Annotated in this window: 28 protein-coding genes; 17 read left to right on the top strand and 11 right to left on the bottom strand. The window is 66.3% G+C overall.

All coding sequences use genetic code 11. From position 1 onward, the window contains the following. Positions 1-27 precede the first annotated feature (27 nt). Together AC1RP5_RS15595 and AC1RP5_RS15590 are read right to left on the bottom strand one after the other, a co-directional pair. Positions 28-336, bottom strand: coding sequence for a putative quinol monooxygenase (locus AC1RP5_RS15595; protein WP_493111946.1), 309 nt, complete (start codon positions 334-336; stop codon positions 28-30). 11 nt (positions 337-347) lie between these two features. After that, on the bottom strand, positions 348-1,121 hold the full coding sequence (locus tag AC1RP5_RS15590; protein WP_493111944.1) for a thioesterase family protein: 774 nt from the start codon (positions 1,119-1,121) through the stop codon (positions 348-350). Between the two features lie 151 nt (positions 1,122-1,272). Between AC1RP5_RS15590 and AC1RP5_RS15585 the strand changes: the two genes are divergently transcribed. From AC1RP5_RS15585 to AC1RP5_RS15570, 4 genes are read left to right on the top strand one after another with little or no spacing between them, the layout of a single operon-like run. Next, a complete protein-coding gene (locus AC1RP5_RS15585; RefSeq protein WP_493111942.1) occupies positions 1,273-1,644 on the top strand; it encodes an ArsR/SmtB family transcription factor in 372 nt (123 codons plus the stop codon). Continuing rightward, complete coding sequence (locus tag AC1RP5_RS15580; RefSeq protein WP_493111940.1) at positions 1,622-2,086, top strand: SRPBCC family protein; 465 nt, start codon at positions 1,622-1,624, stop codon at positions 2,084-2,086. The genes AC1RP5_RS15585 and AC1RP5_RS15580 overlap by 23 nt, the downstream gene beginning before the upstream one ends. Continuing rightward, positions 2,083-2,775, top strand: a complete 693-nt coding sequence (locus AC1RP5_RS15575) for a DUF899 domain-containing protein (protein ID WP_493111938.1) — start codon at positions 2,083-2,085, stop codon at positions 2,773-2,775. The genes AC1RP5_RS15580 and AC1RP5_RS15575 overlap by 4 nt, the downstream gene beginning before the upstream one ends. A 28-nt stretch (positions 2,776-2,803) precedes the next feature. After that, positions 2,804-3,085 (top strand): DUF427 domain-containing protein, encoded by a 282-nt coding sequence (locus AC1RP5_RS15570; protein WP_493111937.1) that lies wholly within the window; start codon positions 2,804-2,806, stop codon positions 3,083-3,085. Positions 3,086-3,143: 58 nt separating this feature from the next. On the opposite strand, the gene AC1RP5_RS15565 is transcribed toward AC1RP5_RS15570, so the two are convergent. From AC1RP5_RS15565 to AC1RP5_RS15555, 3 genes are all read right to left on the bottom strand, one after another. Then, on the bottom strand, positions 3,144-3,725 hold the full coding sequence (locus AC1RP5_RS15565) for a hypothetical protein (RefSeq protein WP_493111935.1): 582 nt from the start codon (positions 3,723-3,725) through the stop codon (positions 3,144-3,146). 97 nt (positions 3,726-3,822) lie between these two features. Then, the gene (locus AC1RP5_RS15560; RefSeq protein WP_493111933.1) at positions 3,823-4,602 is read right to left on the bottom strand and encodes an alpha/beta fold hydrolase; all 780 of its coding nucleotides are present in this window, start codon (positions 4,600-4,602) and stop codon (positions 3,823-3,825) included. A gap of 4 nt (positions 4,603-4,606) precedes the next feature. Further along, positions 4,607-5,881 carry an LLM class flavin-dependent oxidoreductase gene (locus tag AC1RP5_RS15555; protein WP_493111931.1) on the bottom strand — a complete coding sequence of 425 codons (1,275 nt, stop codon included), beginning with the start codon at positions 5,879-5,881 and terminating at the stop codon, positions 4,607-4,609. A gap of 168 nt (positions 5,882-6,049) precedes the next feature. Between AC1RP5_RS15555 and AC1RP5_RS15550 the strand changes: the two genes are divergently transcribed. Beyond that, positions 6,050-6,481 carry a hypothetical protein gene (locus tag AC1RP5_RS15550; protein ID WP_493111930.1) on the top strand — a complete coding sequence of 144 codons (432 nt, stop codon included), beginning with the start codon at positions 6,050-6,052 and terminating at the stop codon, positions 6,479-6,481. Between the two features lie 113 nt (positions 6,482-6,594). Here the strand turns inward: AC1RP5_RS15550 and AC1RP5_RS15545 are convergent, their stop codons facing one another. The 3 genes from AC1RP5_RS15545 to AC1RP5_RS15535 are packed head-to-tail and all read right to left on the bottom strand — an operon-like array spanning position 6,595 to position 9,288. Continuing rightward, positions 6,595-6,978 carry a DUF1801 domain-containing protein gene (locus tag AC1RP5_RS15545; RefSeq protein ID WP_493111928.1) on the bottom strand — a complete coding sequence of 128 codons (384 nt, stop codon included), beginning with the start codon at positions 6,976-6,978 and terminating at the stop codon, positions 6,595-6,597. 13 nt (positions 6,979-6,991) lie between these two features. Continuing rightward, a complete protein-coding gene (locus tag AC1RP5_RS15540) occupies positions 6,992-8,521 on the bottom strand; it encodes an arylsulfatase (RefSeq protein ID WP_493111926.1) in 1,530 nt (509 codons plus the stop codon). Positions 8,522-8,562: 41 nt separating this feature from the next. Next, positions 8,563-9,288 (bottom strand): helix-turn-helix domain-containing protein, encoded by a 726-nt coding sequence (locus AC1RP5_RS15535; protein ID WP_493111924.1) that lies wholly within the window; start codon positions 9,286-9,288, stop codon positions 8,563-8,565. Positions 9,289-9,389: 101 nt separating this feature from the next. Here AC1RP5_RS15535 and AC1RP5_RS15530 point away from each other — a divergent pair, with 101 nt between their 5' ends. From AC1RP5_RS15530 to AC1RP5_RS15475, 12 genes are all read left to right on the top strand, one after another. Continuing rightward, on the top strand, positions 9,390-10,358 hold the full coding sequence (locus AC1RP5_RS15530; protein ID WP_493111922.1) for a Bug family tripartite tricarboxylate transporter substrate binding protein: 969 nt from the start codon (positions 9,390-9,392) through the stop codon (positions 10,356-10,358). A gap of 9 nt (positions 10,359-10,367) precedes the next feature. Further along, a complete protein-coding gene (locus tag AC1RP5_RS15525; RefSeq protein WP_493111920.1) occupies positions 10,368-11,252 on the top strand; it encodes a TauD/TfdA dioxygenase family protein in 885 nt (294 codons plus the stop codon). Positions 11,253-11,265: 13 nt separating this feature from the next. Further along, entirely contained in the window at positions 11,266-11,922 is a 657-nt protein-coding gene (locus tag AC1RP5_RS15520) for an HAD family hydrolase (protein ID WP_493111919.1), read from the top strand. Between the two features lie 2 nt (positions 11,923-11,924). Continuing rightward, positions 11,925-13,346, top strand: a complete 1,422-nt coding sequence (locus AC1RP5_RS15515) for a flavin monoamine oxidase family protein (protein ID WP_493111917.1) — start codon at positions 11,925-11,927, stop codon at positions 13,344-13,346. A gap of 6 nt (positions 13,347-13,352) precedes the next feature. Further along, positions 13,353-13,565: a twin transmembrane helix small protein gene (locus AC1RP5_RS15510; RefSeq protein ID WP_493111915.1), complete on the top strand. Its 213-nt coding sequence runs from the start codon at positions 13,353-13,355 to the stop codon at positions 13,563-13,565. 3 nt (positions 13,566-13,568) lie between these two features. Further along, positions 13,569-14,165, top strand: a complete 597-nt coding sequence (locus AC1RP5_RS15505) for a cob(I)yrinic acid a,c-diamide adenosyltransferase (protein WP_493111914.1) — start codon at positions 13,569-13,571, stop codon at positions 14,163-14,165. Between the two features lie 156 nt (positions 14,166-14,321). Then, on the top strand, positions 14,322-15,071 hold the full coding sequence (locus AC1RP5_RS15500) for an electron transfer flavoprotein subunit beta/FixA family protein (RefSeq protein ID WP_493111912.1): 750 nt from the start codon (positions 14,322-14,324) through the stop codon (positions 15,069-15,071). 1 nt (position 15,072) lies between these two features. After that, positions 15,073-16,008 (top strand): electron transfer flavoprotein subunit alpha/FixB family protein, encoded by a 936-nt coding sequence (locus AC1RP5_RS15495; RefSeq protein ID WP_493111911.1) that lies wholly within the window; start codon positions 15,073-15,075, stop codon positions 16,006-16,008. 12 nt (positions 16,009-16,020) lie between these two features. Further along, positions 16,021-16,902 carry a 3-hydroxybutyryl-CoA dehydrogenase gene (locus tag AC1RP5_RS15490; protein ID WP_493113373.1) on the top strand — a complete coding sequence of 294 codons (882 nt, stop codon included), beginning with the start codon at positions 16,021-16,023 and terminating at the stop codon, positions 16,900-16,902. Positions 16,903-16,918: 16 nt separating this feature from the next. Beyond that, positions 16,919-18,388: a M81 family metallopeptidase gene (locus tag AC1RP5_RS15485; RefSeq protein ID WP_493111909.1), complete on the top strand. Its 1,470-nt coding sequence runs from the start codon at positions 16,919-16,921 to the stop codon at positions 18,386-18,388. An 11-nt stretch (positions 18,389-18,399) separates the two neighbouring features. Further along, on the top strand, positions 18,400-19,494 hold the full coding sequence (locus AC1RP5_RS15480) for an NADH:flavin oxidoreductase (RefSeq protein ID WP_493111906.1): 1,095 nt from the start codon (positions 18,400-18,402) through the stop codon (positions 19,492-19,494). 28 nt (positions 19,495-19,522) lie between these two features. After that, positions 19,523-19,984, top strand: a complete 462-nt coding sequence (locus tag AC1RP5_RS15475; RefSeq protein WP_493111904.1) for a hypothetical protein — start codon at positions 19,523-19,525, stop codon at positions 19,982-19,984. A gap of 55 nt (positions 19,985-20,039) precedes the next feature. Here AC1RP5_RS15475 and nadC read toward each other — a convergent pair whose 3' ends face one another. From nadC to AC1RP5_RS15460, 3 genes are all read right to left on the bottom strand, one after another. Beyond that, entirely contained in the window at positions 20,040-20,894 is an 855-nt protein-coding gene (gene nadC / locus AC1RP5_RS15470) for a carboxylating nicotinate-nucleotide diphosphorylase (protein ID WP_493111902.1), read from the bottom strand. 4 nt (positions 20,895-20,898) lie between these two features. Further along, complete coding sequence (nadA, locus tag AC1RP5_RS15465; protein ID WP_493111901.1) at positions 20,899-21,888, bottom strand: quinolinate synthase NadA; 990 nt, start codon at positions 21,886-21,888, stop codon at positions 20,899-20,901. Positions 21,889-21,961: 73 nt separating this feature from the next. Continuing rightward, positions 21,962-22,894 (bottom strand): NUDIX hydrolase, encoded by a 933-nt coding sequence (locus AC1RP5_RS15460; RefSeq protein ID WP_493111900.1) that lies wholly within the window; start codon positions 22,892-22,894, stop codon positions 21,962-21,964. Between the last annotated feature and the right edge of the window lie 13 nt (positions 22,895-22,907).

The raw sequence follows: 22,907 nt of genomic DNA, 5'->3' as shown, positions 1-22,907 counted from the left end.
GATGCGCTGGTTCAAAACGGATATGAACTAGCCGTTCGGCATCGGCCGCTCGGGACCGAGCTCGTGGCACTTGATGGCGACCGACTTCGGCTTGAGCGCGCGCAGCGCCTTGAGGAAGACGGCCATGTGCGGCGTCGCGAAATGGTCCTTCAGCGCCTGCTCGTCCTTCCACCATTCGCGCACGCGCATCAGGCCGGGTTCGAGCATGTCGAAGGCATAGTCGTAGCCGGCGCATCCGGCTTCGGCGCGCGAGGCCTCGACCATCGGACGTGCGACGGCCGCGACATCGGCGGCCTGGGCGGGATCGAACCGGGCGTCGGCGAGCACGATCAGCATGATGGCCTCCTTCAGCGCTTCTCGAAGATGATGCTCTGCACGGCGCGGCCGAAATAGCCCTGGCAATCGGCCAGTCGTGCGGCGGCGATGCCGACCGAGTCGGGGCCGATCCAGGTCTCGGCATCGAGCAGCACCCATTCGCCGACCGGCTCGCGGCCGAGGCTGACGGTCAGGTCGGCATTGATGAACGTCCACTCGTTCATGTCGAAGACCGACGAGGTGCCGTTGCAGAAATCGGCGGCGATTACGGCGCGCATCAGGGGCGAGATGTCCGCGCCCTCCACGATGGGGCGCGTCGCGCGATACCAGACGGCGGCCGGGCCGGGGATGCGGAAGCCGCCCTTCGCCGTGCGCATCTCGATACCCTTCAGGAACGGCGTCTCGGTCGCGAAGAATTCGGGCGGGGCGCAGAGTTCCGGCATCGGAAGTTCGACCGGCGGCCCGTTGGCGATGGCCGGCATCTCCTTCGGATCGACGCGGATGCGCAGCGCGCTCGCGCGCACGACCTCGGCGCCGTCGGCGAGCAGGCGCAGCGACACGAGCTGGATCTTGCGGCCCTCGCGGACGATCTCCGTTTCGATGGTGAGCGGCGCGACCGGCACCGGCCGCATCAGGTCGACGGTGAGACGGGCGACGCGCATCGGCACAGGCGAGGGCAGGCGTTCGACCGCCCAGCAGATCAGCGATGATGGCGCCGCGCCGTGCTGGAGTTTCGGACTCCACGGACCGCCGGCAAAGGTGCTCGTCTCGGCAATGGCGCCTTCGACGCGGTAGATCGACTCCATACGCTTCAGCTCCGTGCAGGGCGCGCTTTCTTAAAGGTCGACGCCGCGGCCTTCAATCGCGGGTCGCAATGATGTGCCACGCGATTGCGGTCGTCGACGACGTGCCGGGTAATGACTTGACGGTCTTCTGTATTTAACATAATTGTTAAATATGGATGCGCTCTCCCAGACCTTCTCAGCCCTCGCCGACCCAACCCGGCGCGCGATCCTCGCGCGACTTGCCAGTGGCGGTGCCACGGTCGGCGAGCTGGCCGAGCCGTTCGAGATGTCGCTGCCGGCGGTGTCGCGGCATCTCAAGGTGCTGACGGATGCCGGGCTGATCGAGCGCCACACCGAGGCGCAATGGCGCCGTTGCGAGCTGCGCGGCGAGGGGCTGCGCGCCGCGGCCGACTGGATCGAGCACTACCGCAAGTTCTGGGAGGCGAGCTTCGACCGGCTCGACGCCTTCCTGAATCGCACCGAACCGGAACCCGCTCCCAAGCCGACGAAAGGAAAGCCCCATGCCCGACGCAAGGCTCGATAACAACACGCTGCATGTCAGCCGGATTTTCGATGCATCGCGCGACCGCGTGTTCGACGCGTGGACGAAGCAGGACCTGTTCGTCCAGTGGATGTGCCCGCCCGGCGTTGAGATCACGGTCTGCGAGATCGACGTCCGGCGGGGCGGCGCGTGGCGGGTCGACGGTCGCTTTTCCGGCGGCGTCTTCTCCTCTTCGGGCGTCTATCTCGAGGTCGTGCGGCCCGAGCGGCTCGTCTTCACCTGGGCCCATCATGCCGATGGCGATTTCGCGAAACCGCGCGGCCATGAAACCACGGTCCGCGTCGAGCTGCGGGCCCTCGGCAGCCGCACCGAGCTGATCCTGGTCCATGGGCCGTTCGTCGACGAGAACAGCTTCGGCAATCACCAGCGCGGCTGGGCCGGCACGTTCGACAAGCTCGTGGCTTTCCTCGGGAGGGCAGCATGACCACGCATCCCGTCGTCTCGCACGAGGCCTGGCTCGCGGCCAGCCGCGAACTGCTGGCGAAGGAAAAGGAATTCACGCGGCTGCGGGACGAGCTGTCGCGCCAGCGCCGGGCGCTGCCCTGGGAGCGGGTCGAGAAGGATTATGCCTTCGAGGCGGCCGAGGGGCGCGTGTCGCTCGCCGACCTGTTCGGCGGACACGGGCAGCTCCTCGTCTATCACTTCATGTTCGGTCCGGACTGGACCGAGGGCTGCAAGAGCTGCTCCTTCTGGGGCGACAACTTCAACGGGATCGATATCCATCTCGCGCATCGCGACACGGCCTTCGTCGCCGTTTCACGGGCGCCGCTGGCGACGCTCGATGCCTACCGCCGGCGGATGGGCTGGACCTTCCGCTGGGTGTCCTCGGGCGGAAGCGACTTCAACTTCGACTACAAGGTGAGTTCACGGCCGGGCGAGGACGGCGTCGACTACAATTTCGGGACGATGAAGGTCGGCCCCGGCGAGATGCCGGGCTTCAGCGCCTTCCGCCGGGACGACGACGGTGCGATCTATCACACCTATTCGACCTATGCCCGCGGCGTTGACATGCTGAACGGCACTTACCATCTGCTGGATCTGACCTCGAAAGGCCGCGACGAGGACGGGCTTGCATTCACGATGAGCTGGGTGAGGCGGCGCGACCAATACTGAGACCTACATTCAAGACGGGAAGGTCGTCATGAAGGCAATCTGGCAAGGCAAGGTCATCGCCGAGAGCGATCGCACGCTCGAGGTCGACGGCTATCGCTATTTCCCGCGCGACACGGTGCGAATGGATCTGCTGAAGCTGACGCCCAAGACCGGTAGCGACCTCAAGTGTCCGCACGGCGTGCAGTTCTACGATGTGGTCGAGGGTGGGACGCGCAGCCCGCGTGCCGCCTGGTCCTACGAGGCGCCCCAGGAAAAGATGAAGCCCGTCGATCACTGGATCGGCTTCTGGGAAGACGTGAACGTCGCCTGACGCACAAAAGAAAACGGCCGGCGAATGCCGGCCGTTTCGATTCGGTCTGTAGGAGCGATCAGCGCGCCGGCGTGATCGACGTGATCGTCAGCGGCGTCGTCATGCCGATCACGACATCGCCCACCTTGATCTTCTTCAGCATGTCCTGCTTGGCGATCGAATTGGCCGTGTAGGTGCGGACCGGGCCGCCGCGGCCGTCGATCACCGAGACGGAATTCTTGCCGAGGTCGACGCCGACGACCGTGAGCGTGAAGCGGCCGGCCTCGACGTCGGTCTGGTTCGTCGCGCCCATCTGGTCCTTGCGGGCGAGCTGCGCGCCCGGGCCCTTCTGGCGCAGGTTCAGCATGGTCACCACCTCGGAGTAGGTGACGTTGGCAAACGAACCGTCGTCGATCGCATCCAGGTTCTTGACGGCGTCGGAGACCGGGAGGATCTCGAGCTGGCCGTTCGGCATGGTGAAGGCGACGGTGCGGCTTTCCGGATCGGCCGACTCGATCTTGACCCGCTGCGTGACCACGTTGTTGAAGGCCACGCCCTCGCGCGGCACGGCCGTCACCTGGGCCGACGCCTGCCGCTCGGGCAGCGCCACGCCGATCGCCAGAACCGCCGCGAACAAGGAAACGCCTGCGGTCATCTTCATCGAACGGATCGTCATTGCCGTGTACCTCGCAAAACCCCTAACGCGCCGGACAATAGCGATCCGAACCGGCGAAGCAACCACCAAGGGCGTGAGGTTTTCAGGCAAAATGCGCCAGCACGGCCTTCGCGACCGCATCGGGCTGGTCGAGATAGGCCAGATGGCCGGCATTCGCGACGGTTTCGACGCGTGTGGCGCCGTTGATCCCCTCCGCAAACTTCGTGGCATAACTCGGCGGCAGCAGGCCGTCCCGCTCGCCCCACAGGATCAGAGTCGGTGCCGCGATCAGGCCCAGCCGCTTTTCCAGCCGCGTGTTGCCGAGCGGCCAGAAGGCCCGCGCGGCGGCCTCGGAGGCCCGGGTCATCTCAATCGGCCATTCCACCGAATTGGCGCCGTCGGGCGCGGCGACCAGGTTGTGCCAGTTGGCCGCCTCGGCGCACATCAGGCCGGGCAGCACGTCCTTGCGCTGCGCCCAGGGATCCTCGGCGGGCTCCTTGTCGTCGAACAGGCCGAACGGGGCGATCAGGGCGAGCTTGCCGACATGGCCGGGGAAGATCGCCGCCATTTCGGCGGCAAAGGCGCCGCCGACCGAGGCGCCGACCAGGTCGGCGCCGGCGAGGCCCGCTTTGTCGACGAGCTGACGGACCGCCAGCACCCAGTCGAGATGCGTGTCGAGTTCGGTGTGGCCGGTTGCCCCAGGATAGCCGGGCAGGGACGGCGCGATGACGGTCCGGCTTTCGGCCAGCCGGTCGAGGAACGGCAACCAGCGCGGCAGGCCGCCGAGGCCTGCCAGGAAGCCGAGCTTGGGGCCCTTGCCCTTGGTCCAGACGCGGCAGGGGTGGCCGTTGACGTCGACGGTGGTCGTTGCAGGCTGGGACAAGCGACTACTCCGCGGCGACGGTTTGCGGACGGAACGGCGAGATCGCGGCGCGCTGGCTCTTGGCCATCGGCTTGGGCCACCACTTGTTTTCCCACTCGCCGAACAGGCCCTTCACCTTCGGCATCACCTGCTCGGCGAACAGGCGCGTGTTGTACTTGGTGAGGTCCTTGCCCATGTTGCCGTACTGAAGCAGCAGCATCAGGTTGCCGACGTTGAGGCTGGTCGCCACGTGGCGGATCTGCTCCGCCACTTCGTCGGCCGTGCCGATGATGACGTACCCGCCGTCGACGATGTCCTTCATGTTGGTGGCCTTGAGCGCCGCCTTGGCCGCCGGATTGGCGACGTTGGCGGCCTTCGACACCATGCTCTGGATGCCGGCGCGCTGGGTCGCCTCGGTCGTGTACCCGGGCGGCTGGGCGAAGCGCGGATCGATGTGCAGGCAGCGGCCGTAGAAATACTCGGCCGGCTCCGTATAGAGGTCGAGCGCCTGCTGGCGGCTCTCGGCCACGCCGACGAACTGCAGGAAGCCGGCGCGGTAGGGATTGCGGTCCTTGCCGAGCTTCTCCATCTCGTCCCAGAAGCCCTGCATCGTCGCGAGGCCGGCCTTGTAGCCGTAGTACGAGAGGTAGCAGTAGACGTAGTCCATCTCAGCGCACCACCGCCACGTCTCGACCGAGCCGCCGCCGGGAATCCAGATCGGCGGATGCGGGTCGTCCTGGATCGGGCGCGGCCAGATGTTGACGTAGCGCTGCTGGTTGTAGCGGCCGTTGAAGGCGAACGTGTCCTTCTCGGTCCACGCCTTCTTCACCAGGTCGTGCGCCTCGAGATAGCGCTCGCGCAGCAGGCTCGGGTTCTGGCCGTAGGCGTAGCAGGTGTCCATCGGCGAGCCGACCGGGAAGCCCGCGATCAGCCGGCCACCCGAGATGCAGTCGATCATCGCGAACTCTTCGGCGACCCGCGTCGGCGGATTGTAGAGCGCCAGCGAGTTGCCCATGACGCAGAGGGCGGTGTCGGTTGTGCGGCGCGCGAGTGAGGAGGCGATCAGGTTGGGCGAGGGCATCAGGCCGTAGCCGTTGGAATGATGCTCGTTCACGCAGATCGCGTCGTAGCCGAGCTCGGCGGCGTATTCGAGCTCGTCCATGAAGTCGTTGTACATGTGGTGCGCCCGCTTGGGGTCGAACAGCGACGAATGGATGTCGACCCACACGGACGGGTGCTTCTTGTTGAAGTCCGCTGGAAGCTCCGTGTACGGCATCAGGTGGAACCACATGAGCTTCATGGTGCGCTCTCCCTAAACTCGAGCTGCTTGGTAAACGACCGTTTACCTGCGAAGGGTGCCGCGACTCCGCCGGACCGGCAATGTGGGATTTCCGCAGGGCGGAGAAGCACTTATCCCCCGAATCACATGCTATGCGATGAAACCTTTTGCCGTGTTTTTGGAGGGCTTATGAGGTTGTTCGCCGCCGCTTGCGCCGTCGTTGCTGCCTTCGCGTCCGTATCGGCCTGGGGACAGGGCATGGTGCAAAGTGACTGCCAGCGGAACTTCGTCGTCGAGGGAACGGCGCGCGTCACGGCGATGAACTTCCGCACCTGGCGGGAGTTTCCCAACCTGCCGCAGGCCGCCGCGCTCAAGAACCTGCGCGCCGCCATGCTGGCGGAGGGTTTCAGCAATATCGGCGTCGATGCCGAGGCCGGCGCGCTCACCGCCGTGCAGGAGACGAGCGGTTCGGGACGTCCCCAGACCCTGCGGATCTCCGCCCGCAAGTCCGGCGGCGGCACGCGGGTCGATGCCGTCTTCATGATCCAGGCCGGCCAGACGGCGGATTCGAACTATGTCCGCAATGCCATGTGCCGCGTGGTCGACGCCGCCAATCTCTGAGGTCGTCTATCTCATGTCATCCTGAGCGCAGCGAAGGATCTCACGCCAGCAATGGAGCACTTTGGTCGCTCTGTGAGGTCCTTCGCCGCGCTCAGGACGACAGTTTCACGTGCCTAGATATTGGTCGGGTCGCCCAAGGTCTTGTTGAGCGAGCTGGCCTCGAGGGCGAGGTGACGGACCGTCTTCGCATCGATGGTCACGTCCTTGCGAAGTTCCAGGGTGGCCATTTCATACTTTCCACCCGGCTTCAGCCGGGGCTCGATCGTTTGCAGGCGCTTTCCGCGCCAGAAGCCGAACAGGACTCTCTCTTCCTCGGCGCGGATCAGGAGGACGGGGCCGTGCGCGAAGTAGACGAGGTGGCCCCACTTGATGGCTTCCTCGAAGGCTGACGCTGCGCGGACAGTTTCGCGCAGTGTCTCGACGCACTCACGCCGCCAGCCCCGCAACGCCTTCACGTAGGCGTCGGGACTGGCGGGCGGGGTGCTCTTCTTCATCATGTCGCAAACGACCTCAGTCGCGCTTGTCGGCGACCTTGATGCCCATGACCTTCTTCGCGGGGTACTTCTTGAACGTGCCCAGGTGGTTGCGCATGCCGAGCTGGAACGCCTCGATGTAGGCCAGCTTGCGCGTCAGGTAATTGTGCTGCTCTTTCGGATCGAGATAGAGGTTGAACAGCTTCGGATAGGCGTAGCGTTCCAGCACGCCGGTGAAGCCGCCGGTGCCAAAGGCGTCGGTTGCGTTGTCGCTCGTGGCCGACAGCACCATCTTGTATTCGCCGCAGCGCATGCCCGAGAAGGTCTGGCTGAGCCAGTAGTAATGGTACTTGCGGTTCGAGAGACCGTCGGGCGCCAGCAGGAAAGAACTCTGGTCGATGCCGTCGATGTAACGGTCGGACGGCAGCAGGTCCGACGCCCCCGCGAGGCCGAGTGCGGTCGGCACGATGTCATTGAAGTCGAACAGCCCGTCGCTCTGGCGGCCGGCGTCGATCGTGCCGGGCCAGTACATCAGGCCGGGAACGCGCACGCCGCCTTCCCAGGTCGAGCCCTTGGCGCAGCGGAACGGCGTGAAGGCCGCGTCCGGCCACGTCTCCATGTGCGGGCCGTTGTCGGACGAGATGAAGATCAGCGTGTCCTCGAGCTGGCCCGACTTGCGCAGCGCCTCGACCAGGCGGCCCATGATCTCGTCCAGTTCGAGCAGCGTGTCCTTGTAGGGATGCTTTGCCGGCGACTTCCCGAGATACTTTTCGTTCGGATAGTTATCGAAGTGGGCGCCGCGCGTGCAGTGATAGAGCAGCCACGGCTTGTCAGCCTTGGCCTGCTTGGCGATGAACTCCTCGGAGTATTTGCACCACTTCTCGTCGAGTTCGGAGAGGACGGGGATCGTCACCTCCTCGACGTTGGTCAGTTCCTTGCCCTTGGTCGCGTGTACGAAGCAGCGATTGAACGGCATGTTCTTGATCCACTCGGTGCGCGCTTCCGAATAGACGATCTCGGGGAAGAAATGCGGGTCGCGCCACTCGGTGTACATGTCGGACACCGAGAGGAAGCCGTAGAAATCGTCGTAGCCGACATGCTGCGGCTGGCTCTCGACGTTTTCTCCAAGATGCCACTTGCCGACGGCCTGCGTCGTGTAGCCGGCCTGGCTGAGCAGCATCGGCAGCGTGATCTCGCCCTGCAGGCCACCGGGTTCACCATACATCGGCGGACGGTGCAGGCCATGGCGGTTGGGCACGCGGCCGGTGTGCAGCGTGGCGCGCGAAGGCGAGCAGGAAGGTTCCGAATAGCAGGACGTGAGCTGCAGCCCGCCGCGCGCGATCTTGTCGAAGTTGGGCGTCGGTGCGCCCACGGCCACGCCGCCGCCGTAGCAACCGAAGTCGCCCCAGCCGACATCGTCCATCAGGTAGATCAGGATGTTGGGCTTCTTCTTGCGAGCCGCCAGCTTGCGCGCGGTGGCCTCGATGTCGGCCTTGTGCACGAAGCCCGGCTCCAGATGAGCGGCTTTGCGCACGGCCTGCGTCGCGATGGCGTCGAACGTCGTCATGTTTCCTCCAGAAGTGCCGACGATGATTTTGGCGCAAGCTACTAGCTTGCGGCGTCCGTGGCGATGGCGCGTGCGAGTGCCGCGAGCGGTGCGCCGAAACGCGCACCGGCTTCGGCCTCGCTCATGGCCGAACGCACGAACCGCATCGAGATGCAGCCCAGCACGCGATCGCGCTTGCGGATCGGAACGGCGATGCCCTGCAGCCGGCCCGCCCGCGGCAGGACCGCGAAGGCGTGCCCGTCGCGCTTGATGCGCGCGAAGTCGGCGGCCAGTTTCGCATCGTAGCGCACGCCGAGATCGCGCAGGATCGCGCGGCGCTCATCTTCTGCGGAGAAAGCGAGCCAGGCGCGGCCGAGTGCGCCCGACAGGATGGGGCTGCGCCGGTGCAGCGCGGTGCGCTCGAATGACATCGGACTCTCGGCGGCGGTCGAATAGCGGATCGTGATCGCCCGATGGCTGACCGCCCCGAGATAGAGCGGCCAGCCATGCGTCTGCGTGAAGCGATGCAGGTGCGGTGCGGCCGCGTCGACGAAACGATCGATGAAGCGGATGCCCTGGGCGAGACCCAGCACGCGGTCGGTCAGCCGGTAGCCGATCAGCCGCGACACCTGCGTCGCGTACCCCAGTTCGACGAGTGTGCCGAGCAGGCGGGCGACGGTGGGGCGGGGCAGGCCGGTCTCGTCCGCCAAAGCCGCAATCGTGCCGTGCGGGCGCCGGCTGAGCGCCTCGAGGATCGCGAAACTGCGGCGGACGGGTTCGATGGCCATGCACGGGACGCTATTCCGTAATACGGATTCTGTCGACTTAAGCCCGGCGGGCCGCCGCAAAAGGGTCTAGCCTTCACGACAACAAGAAACGACGAGGAAGCATGTTCGGCAGACGGCGGTTCGGGATGGGACTGGGCGTTGCGGCCTTCGCGGCGCCGGCGATCGTACGCGCGCAGAAATTCCCTGCGGGCCGGGTCACGATGGTCGTGCCGTTCCCGGCGGGCGCCGCCACCGACATCAGTGCGCGCATCTATTCCGAACGGCTCTCGGCACTGTGGGGCCAGCCGGTCGTCATCGACAACAAGGGCGGTGGCAACGGCATTCCGGCCGCCGAGTCGGTGGCGCGCGCGAAGCCTGACGGGCTCACGATCTTCGCCACCTCGGCGATGACGCAGGCCGTCAATCCAGCGATCTACGACAAGCTGCCCTATGATCCGGTCGAGGATTTCCAGGCGATCTCGCGCATGGGCACCTCGCCCTTCGTGCTGCTGGTCGACAGGAACAGCCCGATCAACACGGCGGCCGAACTGACGGCGAGACTCAAAGCCGAACCCGGCAAGTACAATTACGGCGCGGGCGCGTTGCCGGCGCGCGTGGCGTCCGAACTCTACAAGATGGCGGCCGGTGTCGACGCGGTCTATGTCGGCTACAAGAGCAACCCGCAAGCCATCCCCGATGTGCAGAGCGGCCTGCTCACTTTCATGATGATCGACACGGTCAACGCCAAGATCGCGATGGACCGTGGCGCGCTGAAGGGATTGTTCGTCACCGACAGCGAGCGCTATGCCGCCGTGCCCGACATGCCGACGGCGGTCGAGGCGGGTTTCCCCGACGTGCAGCTCACGACCTGGACCGGCTTCTATGTGCCCAGGGCCACGCCGCGCGAGATCGTGCAGCGCATCAATGCCGACCTTCACACTGTCGCGGCGCAGCCCGAGGTGCTGGAGAGGCTCGCGGCGCTGGGCGGGACGCCCAAGCTGATGAGCCCCGAGAACTTTGCCGCCTTCACGCGCTCCGAGAAGGAGCGGTGGGGGCAGATCATTCGTCGTGCCAACATCAAGGTTGAGTAGGAGAGAGCCATGGCAGGATCCCTGAGCGCCAATGCCGGCCCGCGTTATCGTCACAACGCCGACGAGAGCGCACCGTACGAGACGATCACCATCGACAAGCTGACGCCGATCCTCGGCGCCGAGATCGGCGGCATCGATCTCAGCAAGCCGTTGTCTAACCGGCAGCAGGACGAGATCCATCGGGCGCTGGCCGAGAATTCGGTGATCTTCTTCCGCGACCAGCACATCAGCCAGGATCAGCACCTGGCGTTCGGCCGCCTGTTCGGCGACCTGCACACCCATCCCGCGGCACCCAGCGAACCCGGCAAGCCCGAGCTGATGATCATCCACGCCGACAAGGACTCTCCGCGCGCCAACGGCGAGGGCTGGCACACCGACGTGAGCTGCGATCTCGAGCCGCCGATGGGCAGCATCCTCTATATCAAGAAGGCTCCGCCCAAGGGCGGCGACACGCTGTTCGCCAGCATGTACGCGGCCTACGAATCGCTGTCGGATCGCATGAAGACCTATCTCGACGGACTGACCGCGGTCCATGACGGCGAGTCGGTCTATCGCGGTCTCTACAAGAACTTCAACGTGGTCGAGAAGCCGGAGTATCCGCGCGCCGTGCATCCGGTGGTGCGGACGCATCCGGTGACGGGCAAGAAGGCGCTCTACGTCAATCGCGGCTTCACCCGCTCGCTGGTCGGCCTGCCGCGCGACGAGAGCGACGCGATCCTGCGCTATCTCTACGAACACATGGAAAACCCGCTCTTCCAGTGCCGCTTCCGCTGGCAGGAGAATTCCATCGCGTTCTGGGACAATCGCTGCGTTCAGCATCGCGCGATGTGGGACTACTGGCCGCACACCCGCAGCGGCAACCGCGTCACGGTGGCAGGCGACAAGCCTTACTGATACTCCTCGGGGCGTGCTGGTCATATTCGATTGCGACGGGGTGCTGGTCGACAGCGAGCCCCTCGCCAACACCTGCTTCGCCCACGCGCTCGGTCGCGAGGGGCTCGACTGGAGTGTCGAGGACACGATGCGCCGCCTGATGGGCCGCTCGATGAAATCCTGCGTGGAGATCGTCGAGGCCGAACTTGGCCGCGCCTTGCCGGCCGATTTCGTCGACCGGCTGCAGGCCGACACGTTGCAGGCCTTTCGCGATGCGCCGCTGCGGGCGGTGCCTGGCGTCGCGGAAGCGATCGACGCGATCGAGGCGGCGGGCCTCCAGACCTGCGTCGCGAGCTCAGGCGGGCTCGACAAGATGCGGGTGACCCTGGGCATCACCGGCCTGTGGGAGCGCTTCGAGGGAAGGATCTTCAGCTCGAGCCACGTGCCGCGCGGAAAACCGTTCCCCGATCTCTTTCTGCACGCCGCCATCCAGATGGACCAGCAGCCGTTCGACTGCACGGTGGTCGAGGATTCGCTGCCCGGCATCCAGGCGGCGCGTTCGGCGGGCATGCGCGCGCTGGCCTATGTCGGCGCTCCCTATGCGGATGCCGAGACGTTGCGTGCGGCCGGTGGGCGGACGTTCGACGCGATGTCGTCGCTGCCGATGCTGGCCTGGACACCGCGGATATGAGCGTGACCGGCTCCTGGTCGATGGGCGCGGGCAACGGCGAGCGGGTCGTCGTCGTCGGCGCCGGCATGGCCGGCCTGGTCGCGGCGCGGCTGCTGCACGATTCGGGCTTTGTCGTCAGCGTACTCGAAGCGCGGGGCCGCATCGGTGGCCGTACCTGGACCGACGATCGTGTCGGTGCGCCGGTCGACCTCGGCGGTTCCTGGGTGCACGGCGTCGATGGCAATCCGCTCACTTTGTGGTGCGAGAAGCTCGGCGTCGAGCTGGTTGAGAACCAGGGCGACCGGCTGCTGATCGACAAGCGTGCGACCTCACCGACGCGCGAAGGCCAGCGCCGCCGCGCGGTGCTGGGCCGGATGGCCTTCAAGACCGCCATCGAATGGGCGGGCTGGAAGAGCAAGGCGCTGACCCGCATTCGCGGTCCGCGCTCGATCTCGGTGCGCGAGGCTGTCGAGCCGTTGCTGACGGCTTCGTGGCTGCCAGTCATCGACCGGCTGGTCGTCGCGACCTTTGTCGAGATGAGCGAGGGCGTGCAGAGTGCGCCGTGGGATGCGGTGGCGGCGGAGGAGTGGTTTCCGACCGAGGGCCTCGAACGCAATGCCCAGCCCAAGGGCGGCTACCGGCAACTCGTCGACGACGTGGCGCATGGGCTCGACATCCGTCAGGCCGCCGCCGTCGAACGCGTCGTCTGGACGGGCAACGGCGTGACGGCGATTCTGCAGAGCGGCGAGCGTATCGAAGCGGACCGTGCTGTGATCGCAGTGCCGGTCGGTTTGCTGCGCGCCGGACTGCCGGCGCTCGATCCGCTCCCGCCGGAATTGCAGCGCATCGCCATCGGTCGCATCGGCTACGGCGCCGGTGTACTCGGCAAGATCTACCTTCGCTTTCCGCATCGCTTCTGGCCGGAGTCGCCGAAATGGTTCGGGCGGTTGCCTGACTCGCCGGAGAGGCGCGGCGGTTTCAACACCTTCGTCAGTCATCAGCAGGAGACCGGCCTGCCGATCCTGCTGAGCTTCTGCAACGGCCATACCGCCATCCATCTCGACCGCGAGGCGAGCGACGCGGAAGTGACCGCCGTTGCCATGAGATCCCTGCGCGCGATGTTCGGTGACGACATTCCCGAGCCCGAGGCGATGGTCTTCCCGCGCTGGCTGAGCGATCCGTGGTCGCGCGGCGGATATTCCTATCCCGGTGTCGGCAGCGATCCCGACGATTGCACCGCGCATGCACGGCCGCTCGGCAACCGCGTGTTCTTCGCGGGTGAGGCGACCGAGCCGGTCGAGTACGGCACCGTGCATGCAGCACTCTGGTCCGCCGAGCAGACGGCCGAGACGATCTTCCGCCTCGCCACCGGCACGGCAGCCTCGCGCGATGCGCGGCCCTGGGCGGGCGCCCGTACTGGCGCGGGTCGGCACAATGCGGGATAAAAGCCCATGACCCTCGCCAACGTCCTTTTCGTCCTCGTGCTGGTGTCGGCGTTCGCCACGCTCGGTATGCTGTTCGCCGGTCTCATCAACATGAGCCAGAACCAGGACGGCAACATCGAGGGCAGCCGTCGCAGTAACAAGTTCATGTGGTGGCGCGTGCGCCTGCAGTTGCTCACCGTTGTGCTGATCCTGCTCTGGTATCTTGCAAGCCGGGGCTAGGCGATGGCGGTCACGCTCAATCGCATCTACACGCGGGGTGGCGACACGGGGCAGACCTCGCTCGGTCGCGGCGAGCGCGTGGCCAAGCACGACATCCGCGTCGAAGCCTATGGCACGACGGACGAAGCGAACTCCGTGATCGGCCTTGCGCGCAACGCCATCGCGCGCGCCGGTGGCGGCGATGCGCGTCTTGCTGAGGCTGACGCGATGCTGGGCCGCATCCAGAATGACCTGTTCGATCTCGGCGCCGATCTGTGCACGCCGGAAGGCAAGACCAAGCGCGACGAGCCGGCGCTGCGCATGGTCGCGTCGCAGGTCGAGCGTCTCGAACGCGAGATCGATGCGATGAATGCCGAGTTGCAGCCGCTCAACTCTTTCATCCTGCCGGGCGGCAGCGAGGCTGCGTCGTGGTTGCACCTGGCGCGGACCGTGGCGCGGCGCGCCGAGCGGTGCATGACCCGGCTGGCCATCGAGCAGGAGGTCAATCGGGAGGCGATCAAGTACATCAATCGCCTGTCCGACCACCTCTTCGTGCTGGCCCGGAGGCTCAACGACAATGGCGCAGCAGATGTGCTGTGGGTGCCGGGCGGCGCGCGCTAATCAGCCAAGCTGTTGAAAGATAGGGGAAAAATCTTTCACCCTGCGATTTTGTGCAGTGCGCCATAGCCTTGACATGATCGGCTCAACACCCCTACACGAAAACCCCTTCGCCGGACGGGAACAGTCCGGCCGCAACTCACCGATAGGCGCAACGCGATGAAAGTGCTGGTCGCGGTCAAGCGGGTCATCGACTACAACGTCAAGATCCGCGTAAAGGCCGACAACACGGGTGTCGAGACGGCTAACGTCAAGATGTCCATGAATCCCTTCGATGAGATCGCCGTGGAAGAGGCGATCCGCATGAAAGAGAAGGGCGCAGCGACCGAAATCATCGCTTTCTCCGCCGGCCCGGCCCAGTGCCAGGAGACGATCCGCACCGCGCTCGCCATGGGCGCCGACCGCGGCGTCCTCGTCCAGACCGACGTCGAACTGCAGCCGCTGGCCGTCGCCAAGCTGCTCAAGGCGGTGGTCGACAAGGAACAGCCCGGCCTGGTGATCGTCGGCAAGCAGGCGATCGACGACGACTCCAACGCCACCGGCCAGATGCTGGCCGCGCTGCTCGGCTGGTCGGTCGGCACCTTCGCCAACAAGCTGAACGTCGCCGACGGCTCGGTCGAGGTGAAGCGCGAGGTCGACGGCGGCCTCGAGAACATCAAGATCAAGATGCCGGCGGTGATCACCACCGACCTGCGCCTGAACGAGCCGCGCTACGCGTCGCTTCCCAACATCATGAAGGCCAAGAAGAAGCCGATCGAGACGCTGGCGCCCGACGCGCTGGGTGTCGACGTCGCGCCGCGCCTCAAGACCCTGAAGGTCGAAGAGCCGCCGAAGCGCAAGGCCGGCATCAAGGTGAAGACCGTCGCGGAGCTGGTCGAGAAGCTGCGCAACGAAGCGGGAGTGATCTGAGATGGCCGTCCTCGTTGTCGCCGCGCATGACGGCAAGACCGTTCGCGCCAACGTCTTCAACGCCGTGGCCGCCGCGGCCCAGATGGACCCCGAGGTTCATGTCCTGGTGGCTGGCAGCAACGCCGGCGAGGCCGCCAAGTCGGCCGCTGCGATCCAGGGCGTCGCCAAGGTGCTGCAGGCCGAAGATGCGGCCTACGCCAACTGGCTGGCCGAGGACATCGCGCCGCTCGTCGTGAAGCTCGCGCCGAACTACAGCCACGTCGTGATGGCGGCCGACTCGGTCGGCAAGAACGTGGCGCCGCGCGTCGCGGCCCTGCTCGACGTCGCGCAGGTCTCCGAGGCGATCCAGGTTGTCTCGCCCGACACCTTCGTGCGTCCGATCTATGCCGGCAACGCGATGGCCACCGTCCAGACCGCCGACAAGATCAAGATCGTCACCGTGCGTCCGACCAACTTCAAGGCGGCGGCGGGCGGCGGTTCGGCCGCGATCGAGCAGATCGCCGGCACCGGCACCGCGGGCCTGTCGTCCTTCGTCGGCGCCGAGCTCTCCAAGAGCGAGCGCCCCGAGCTGACCAGCGCCAAGATCGTCGTCAGCGGCGGCCGTGGCCTGCAGAGCGGCGAGAACTTCAAGATGCTCGAGACCCTGGCCGACAAGCTCGGCGCCGGACTCGGCGCCAGCCGCGCCGCGGTCGATGCGGGTTACGTGCCGAACGACTACCAGGTCGGCCAGACCGGCAAGGTGGTGGCGCCCGACCTCTACATCGCCATCGGCATCTCCGGCGCGATCCAGCATCTCGCCGGCATGAAGGACAGCAAGACCATCGTCGCGATCAACAAGGACGAGGAAGCGCCGATCTTCCAGGTTGCCGATTACGGCATCGTGGGCGACCTGTTCCAGATCGTCCCCGAGCTGACCGCCGCGGTCGAGAAAAAGTAAAGTAACCCGAGGATACCCATCATGATCAAGCGCATCGGCGTCATCGGCGCTGGCCAGATGGGCAGCGGCATCGCCCATGTCTGCGCGTTGAAGGGATACGAGATCCGCCTCGCGGATATCGACCAGTCCCATCTCGACAAGGGCATCGACGCGATCGGACGGAACATGGACCGGCAGATCAGCCGCGGCATGATCCGCCCCGAGGACAAGGATGCGGCGCTCGGACGTATCTCGACCGCCACCGACTACAAGCCGTTCGCCGACTGCGACCTGATCGTCGAAGCGGCGACCGAGAACGAGGCGGTGAAGCGCGAGATCTTCAAGAAGGTCTGCGAGGGCCTGCCGGCCAACGTCCTGCTCGCCACCAACACCTCGTCGATCTCGGTGACGAGGCTCGCCGCGGTGACCGACCGTCCCGGCAAGTTCATGGGCATGCACTTCATGAACCCGGTCCCGCTGATGGGCCTGGTCGAGCTGATCCGCGGCATCGCGACGGAAGAAGAGACCTTCCGCACGGTCCGCGAGGTCGTGGTCAAGCTCGACAAGAAGCCGGTCAATGCCGAGGACTTCCCGGCCTTCATCGTGAACCGCATCCTGCTGCCGATGATCAACGAGGCGGTCTATGCGCTCTACGAGGGCGTCGGCAACGTCGAGGCGATCGACACCGGCATGAAGCTGGGCGCCAACCATCCGATGGGCCCGCTGGAACTCGCCGACTTCATCGGCCTCGATACCTGCCTGTCGGTGATGCAGGTGCTGCACGAGGGCCTGGCCGATTCCAAGTATCGCCCGTGCCCGCTGCTCGTGAAGTATGTCGAGGCCGGTTGGATCGGCCGCAAGGTCAAGCGCGGCTTCTACGACTATTCCGGCGAACGCCCGGTTCCGACGCGCTAAGGAGGCGGGCGGCGCGATGCGTATCGCCGTCCTGCAGTTCGCCCACGAGACGGTGACGTTCCTTCCGAACGACACCACGCTCGCCGATTTCACCTATCCCGGTTCACCCGCCAGCGGCGAAAAGCTGCTGGCGCACGATCCCAAGTCCTACATGGGTGGGTTCGTGAAGGTGGCGCGCGAGTATGACGGCGTCGAGCTTGTCGGCATCGAATCGCCGCTGTGGCCGCGCACCGGCACCGGCTCGGGCTGGATTACGGAAGAAGCCTACGAGACCTTCCTTGACCGCATGATCGCGGGCCTCAGGGAGCAGGGGCCGTTCGACGGCGTCTATCTCAGCCTGCACGGCGCGATGGGCGTGCGCGGCGTGGCGCGGCCGGAAGCCGACATCGCGCGGCGGGTGCGCGAGGTGGTCGGCCGCGCGGCCTTCATCGTCGGCACCTTCGATCCGCATGGCAACGAGGATGCCGAGTTCCTGGCCCAGGCCGACATGGCCTTCACGGTCAAATACTTCCCGCACTACGACAGCCATCTGCAGGGCCAGCGTGCGGCGCGCATGCTGGTGCGCGCGATCCGCGGCGATTACGCGCCGGCCACGGTGACGGTGAAGGTGCCGATCATCACGCCGACCGTGCTGCAATGGACCGGCGCCTCACCGTGGATGGACCTGGTGCAGCGCGCGCTCGTGTGGGAAGCGCGCGAACCCGATGTCTATGTGAACGTCTTCTTCGGCTTTCCCTTCGCCGACGTGCCCGATGTCGGTCTTACTTTTCAGGTCATGACCAACGGCAATGCGGCGTTGGCCCGCAAGGTCGCCGACGACATGTCATCCTGGGCCTGGCGCCGCCGCGAGGCGCTGCTCAATACCGCCAAGGTCCATCCGATTCCCGAGGGCGTCCGGCTCGCCAAGGACGCCATGGCGCGCGGCGAGACGCCCGTCGTGCTCGCCGACCACAGCGATCGCTCGGGCTATGCGACCTGGATCCTGAAGGAAGTGGTCGAGCAGGACCTCTCGGACACGCTGATCGCCACCATCGCCGACGCCAGGGCCATCGACGAGTTGAAGACCGCGGGCGTGAAAGTGGGCGACGCGTTCGATCGCGAGATCGGCGGCCTCGCCGACGAATCGGCCGGCCTGCCGGTGCGTATCACAGGCAAGGTGGTCGGCGTCGCGGAGGCGCGTGGCACCTTGTGGGTCAGCGTCGGCTTCGGTCGCGGCAACGTCGTGCTGATCAGCCGCTATCTGACGCAGATCGTCGAGCCGTCGGAACTGGCAGGCCCGGGTTTCGACCTCGGGCAGTTCAAGGCGATCGCCATCAAGTCGCGCGTGCACTTCCGGCGCGGCTTCGACGATAGCGGCTTCGCCAAGACGATCCTGCTGGTCGAGCCGGTCGAGCCTTTCCTCGGCACGGTGCGGCTGGATGGCCTGCCCTACAAGCACGTCGACCTGAAGAAGTTCTATCCTTACGGCGACGTCGCCTTCCCCTGAGCGAGACCCCCATGACCAGCGCGCTCTTCCGTCCCTTCACGTCCAAGTCGCTGGCCAACCGGCTGGTGATGGCGCCGATGACGCGCTCCAAGAGTCCCGACAGCATCCCGGGTGCTGATGTCGCGGCCTATTATCGCCGCCGCGCCGAGGGTGGCGTCGGGTTGATCGTCACCGAGGGCACGACGGTCGACCGGCCGGCCGCCTCCAACGACACCAACGTGCCCGACTTCCATTCGCCGGCGAGCCTCGACGGCTGGCGGCGCGTGGTTGCGGAGGTCCATGGCGCCGGCGGCAAGATCGCGCCGCAGCTCTGGCACCAGGGCATGATGCGCAAGAGCGGCACCGGCCGTAACCCCGAAGCGCCGTCCGATGGCCCGTCGGGCCTGGCGGCGTCCGGCAAGCAGGTCGGCCCGCCGATGAGCGATGCCGACATCGCCGACACGATCGATGCCTTCGCGCGCGCCGCAGGCGTTGCCAAGGAGATCGGCTTCGACGCCGTCGAGGTCCATGGCGCACACGGCTACCTGGTCGACCAGTTCTTCTGGGAAGGCGCGAACAAGCGTGAGGATGCATGGGGCGGCGACTTCGTGCAGCGCACGCGCTTCGCGGCCGACATCGTGAAGGCGATCCGCGCCCGCGTCGGTGCGGACTACCCGATCATCTTCCGCTTCTCGCAGTGGAAGCAGCAGGACTTCACGGCGCGGCTGGCGTTGACGCCCGACGAGCTGGCGCGCTTCCTCGAGCCGCTCACCGCCGCCGGCACCGACATCTTCCATTGCTCCACGCGCCGCTTCTGGGAGCCCGAGTTCGAGGGCTCGACGCTCAACCTCGCGGGCTGGACCAAGAAGCTCACCGGCAGGCCCACGATCACCGTGGGCTCGGTCGGCCTCAAGGGCGCCGACTTCGTGCAGACCTTCCGGACGCGCGAGGATTCCGAGATCGGCGATCTCGGTGAACTCGAAGCGCGGCTGGAGCGGGACGAGTTCGATCTGGTCGCGGTCGGGCGTGCATTGCTCGCGGATCCGCAATGGGCCGCCAAGGTCCGCGCCGGCCGCTTCTCCGAACTGGCGCCATTCTCGGCTTCATCGCTGGCGACACTCGCGTAAACTGCGGCTTCCACCGGGGAGCCGATACATGCGCCAGATCTTCAAGCCGTTCGTTGCCGCCATCGTGCTCGCGAGCCTGGCGCTGCCGTTCGCGCCCGCCGAGGCGCAATGGGTGTTCGTCGCCCGCAAGGCGCTGGGCCGCATCCACCAGATGACCGAGGGCAGCCAGCCGGATGGCCGCGCCGGCTATGACTTCGCGACAGTCATCCTCGACGCGTCGGCCGACAGGGTCTTCGCGGTGGCGCTCGACCACGCACGCAGGAACAATGCAGTCCGCATTCTCATGCAGGACCCCGGCGCCCGGCGCATCCAGATTGCTGAAGGAGATCGCACGGCGACCTTGAACGTCGTGCCGTTCAACGACGACGTCTCGCAACTGTTGATCGCGGGCCATGCCGGTAAGGGCGAGAGTTCGACGGCACCGCTCATCGTTCAGGCCGTGCTTCGTATCTGCAAGGAACTGAACAAGCACTGCGAAGTGAGCAACTGATGGGCTGAGCGGAGCTCAGCCGACACCTCCCCATTTGAATGGGGAGGAAAGCGATCTAGCTCTGCCAGTCGAGGCCGATGTCGAGGACGCTGGCGCTGTGCGTCAGCCAGCCGGCTGAGATGAGATCGACGCCGCTGGCCGCGATGGCCGGCGCCGTCTGCGGCGTGATGCGGCCGGAGGCTTCGGCGATGGCGCGCCCGTCGATCATGCGGACCGCCGTGGCGAGCTGGTCCGGCGTCATGTTGTCGAGCAGGACGGCATCGACCCCGGTCGCCAGCGCCTCTTCGAGCTGATCGAGCGTATCGACCTCGACTTCGATCTTCACCAGATGACCGACGCCGCGCCGTGCCGCGAGGATCGCCGGCCGGATGCCGCCGGCCACGGCGACATGGTTGTCCTTGATGAGGACGCCATCGTCGAGGCCGAAGCGATGGTTCATGCCGCCGCCGACGCGCACGGCATGTTTCTGCAGCGCGCGCAGACCCGGCATGGTCTTGCGCGTGCAGCAGATGCGCGCCTTGTGGCCGCGCACTGCTTCGACGAGCGTCGCCGCGCCGCTGGCGACGCCGCTCAGATGCCCTAGGAAGTTCAGCGCGACGCGCTCGGCGGTCAGCATGCCGCGCGCCGGACCGGTGATGGTCGCGATGCGATCGCCAGGCGCGAGGGTCGTGCCGTCCGGCCGTTCGACGGTCACCTCGATCGACGGATCGACCAGCCGGAAGGCCGTTGCTGCCGCCGCGAGGCCCGCCACGACGCCGGGCTGGCGCGCGACCATGACGGTCTTTGCCTGTGCCGTTGCCGGCACGATCGCGTCGGTCGTGAGATCGCCGGCTCGGCCGAGATCTTCGAGGAGGGCGGCGCGGACGGCCGGTTCGACGAGCAGAGCGGGGAGAGAAGGGATCATCGTCATGGCCTCAGATTTCCAGCATGCGTTCGACGGCGCGCCGGGCCGGCTGCGCCACCGCGGGATCGATCGTCACTTCGTGCAGCATCGTCTCGAGCGTGCGGCGGATCTTCGGCAGGGTGATCTGCTTCATGTGCGGGCAGAGATTGCAGGGCCGGATGAACTCGACATCGGGATGCTGGACGGCGACGTTGTCGCTCATCGAGCATTCGGTCACGAGGACGACCCGCGCTGGCCGCTTCACGTCGACATAGTCGATCATCGCCGCGGTCGAGCCGGTGAAATCGGACTCGCCCACGACCTCGGGCGGGCATTCGGGATGGGCCAGCACGACGATGCCGGGATGGCCCGCGCGCAGTTGCCGGATGTCGCGCGCCGTGAAGCGTTCGTGCACCTCGCAGTGCCCGGCCCAGGTGACGATCTCGACGCCGGTTTCGGCTGCGATGTTCTGCGCGAGATATTCGTCGGGCAGCATGATGACCTTCGGCACGCCGAGGCTCTCGACGATCTTCCGGGCATTGCCGGAGGTGCAGCAGATGTCGCTCTCGGCCTTCACCGCGGCCGAGGTGTTCACATAGGTGACGACCGGAACGCCGGGATAGCGCTGGCGCAGCAGCCGGACGTCGGCGGCGGTGATCGAGGCGGCGAGCGAGCAGCCGGCGCCGAGGTCGGGGATCAGCACGCGCTTGGCCGGGTTCAGGAGCTTCGCCGTCTCGGCCATGAAGTGGACGCCGGCCAGGACGATCGTCCCGGCATCGACCTTCATGGCCTCGCGGGCCAGCGCCAGGCTGTCGCCCACGATGTCGGCCACGCAGTGGAAGATCTCGGGCGTCTGGTAGTTGTGCGCTAGGATCACGGCATCCCGTTCGCGCTTCAGCGCCAGGATGGCGTCGATGTCCTCGGCAAAGGCCGGCCATTCGATCGACGGGATCACCGATTTTACGCGGTCATAGAGCGGGGCGGTTCGGGCCATCAGGCCCGGCGAAGCGGACAACGACATCTGACACCTCATAATGCTCAAAAGGAGCATTTAGAGATTTATACTAGGAATGAGCATTATTTCGGTCAAGTCGTCAGATCGGTCGGGAGAGGGGGAGCTTGGAGCCGGCGACGGCGCGTTCGAGCACCACTTCGCGGCGGAAGCGGAACAACTTGGCGGGCCTGCCGCGCGCTTCCGAGGTGGAGGCGCCCGTCGGCTCGACCAGGCCCTGCAGGTCGATGAGGCGGCGGAAGTTCTGCTTGTGCATCGGCCGTCCGGCCAGCGCCTCGACGGCGCGCTGGAGCTGCAGGAGCGTGAACTCGGTTGGCATCAACTCGAAGAAGACGGGCCGGTATTTGATCTTGGCCCTGAGCCGCGCGATGCCGGTGGCGAGGATCCGGCGATGGTCGTGGCGCATCGGCATGCCCGGCACGTTCTCGGCCGCCGGCTGCTTCGCTTCGGGCACCAGGCCCGCCTCGTAGAGCAGCTCATAGCGCTGGAGGACGAGCTCTTCGTTCCAGCTTTCGATTCCGTCGCCGAAGTTCACCTCGACCCGCTGCTGGCGTTCGCGCCGGCTCGCCGTGTCGGGGGCGGCGCCCACCCATTTTGCGAGTTGTGGCAGGATGGATTCGGCGACCAGCGGCGAGGGGCCGGCCCGCCAGTCTTCCCACGGGAAATAGCGATACCAGCTGCGCCATTCCGGATCGCGCGCACCGGCCGACAGGCGTTCGCGGGTGAGGCCGAGATAGCTGATCGACACGACGCGTTGCCGTCCGTCGGAGCCGGGGCGGTTGCGGTCGGCGAACGTATAGAGCTGCTCGACGTATCCCAGCGGGTGGTTGGTTTGCCGCTCGACCCAAGCGCGCACGCCGCTCTGCAGGGTCGGATGCTCGGTCGCGAAGGGACCCGACGGCAGCAGCGCGCCGTCTTCCAGGGTGAGGACCAGCGGCTGGTTCCCCGTCAGGGCAAGGAGCACCGCGTTGAGTTCGATGGCAACGGCGTCGGATATCCCGGGGGGCGGCGTCATGTTGGCCGCATTA

It is taken from the genome of Reyranella sp. GW821-FHT12G01 (assembly GCF_058806575.1).
Note: the sequence above shows the minus strand (reverse complement) of the source record. Positions and strands in the feature narration are given on the sequence as shown.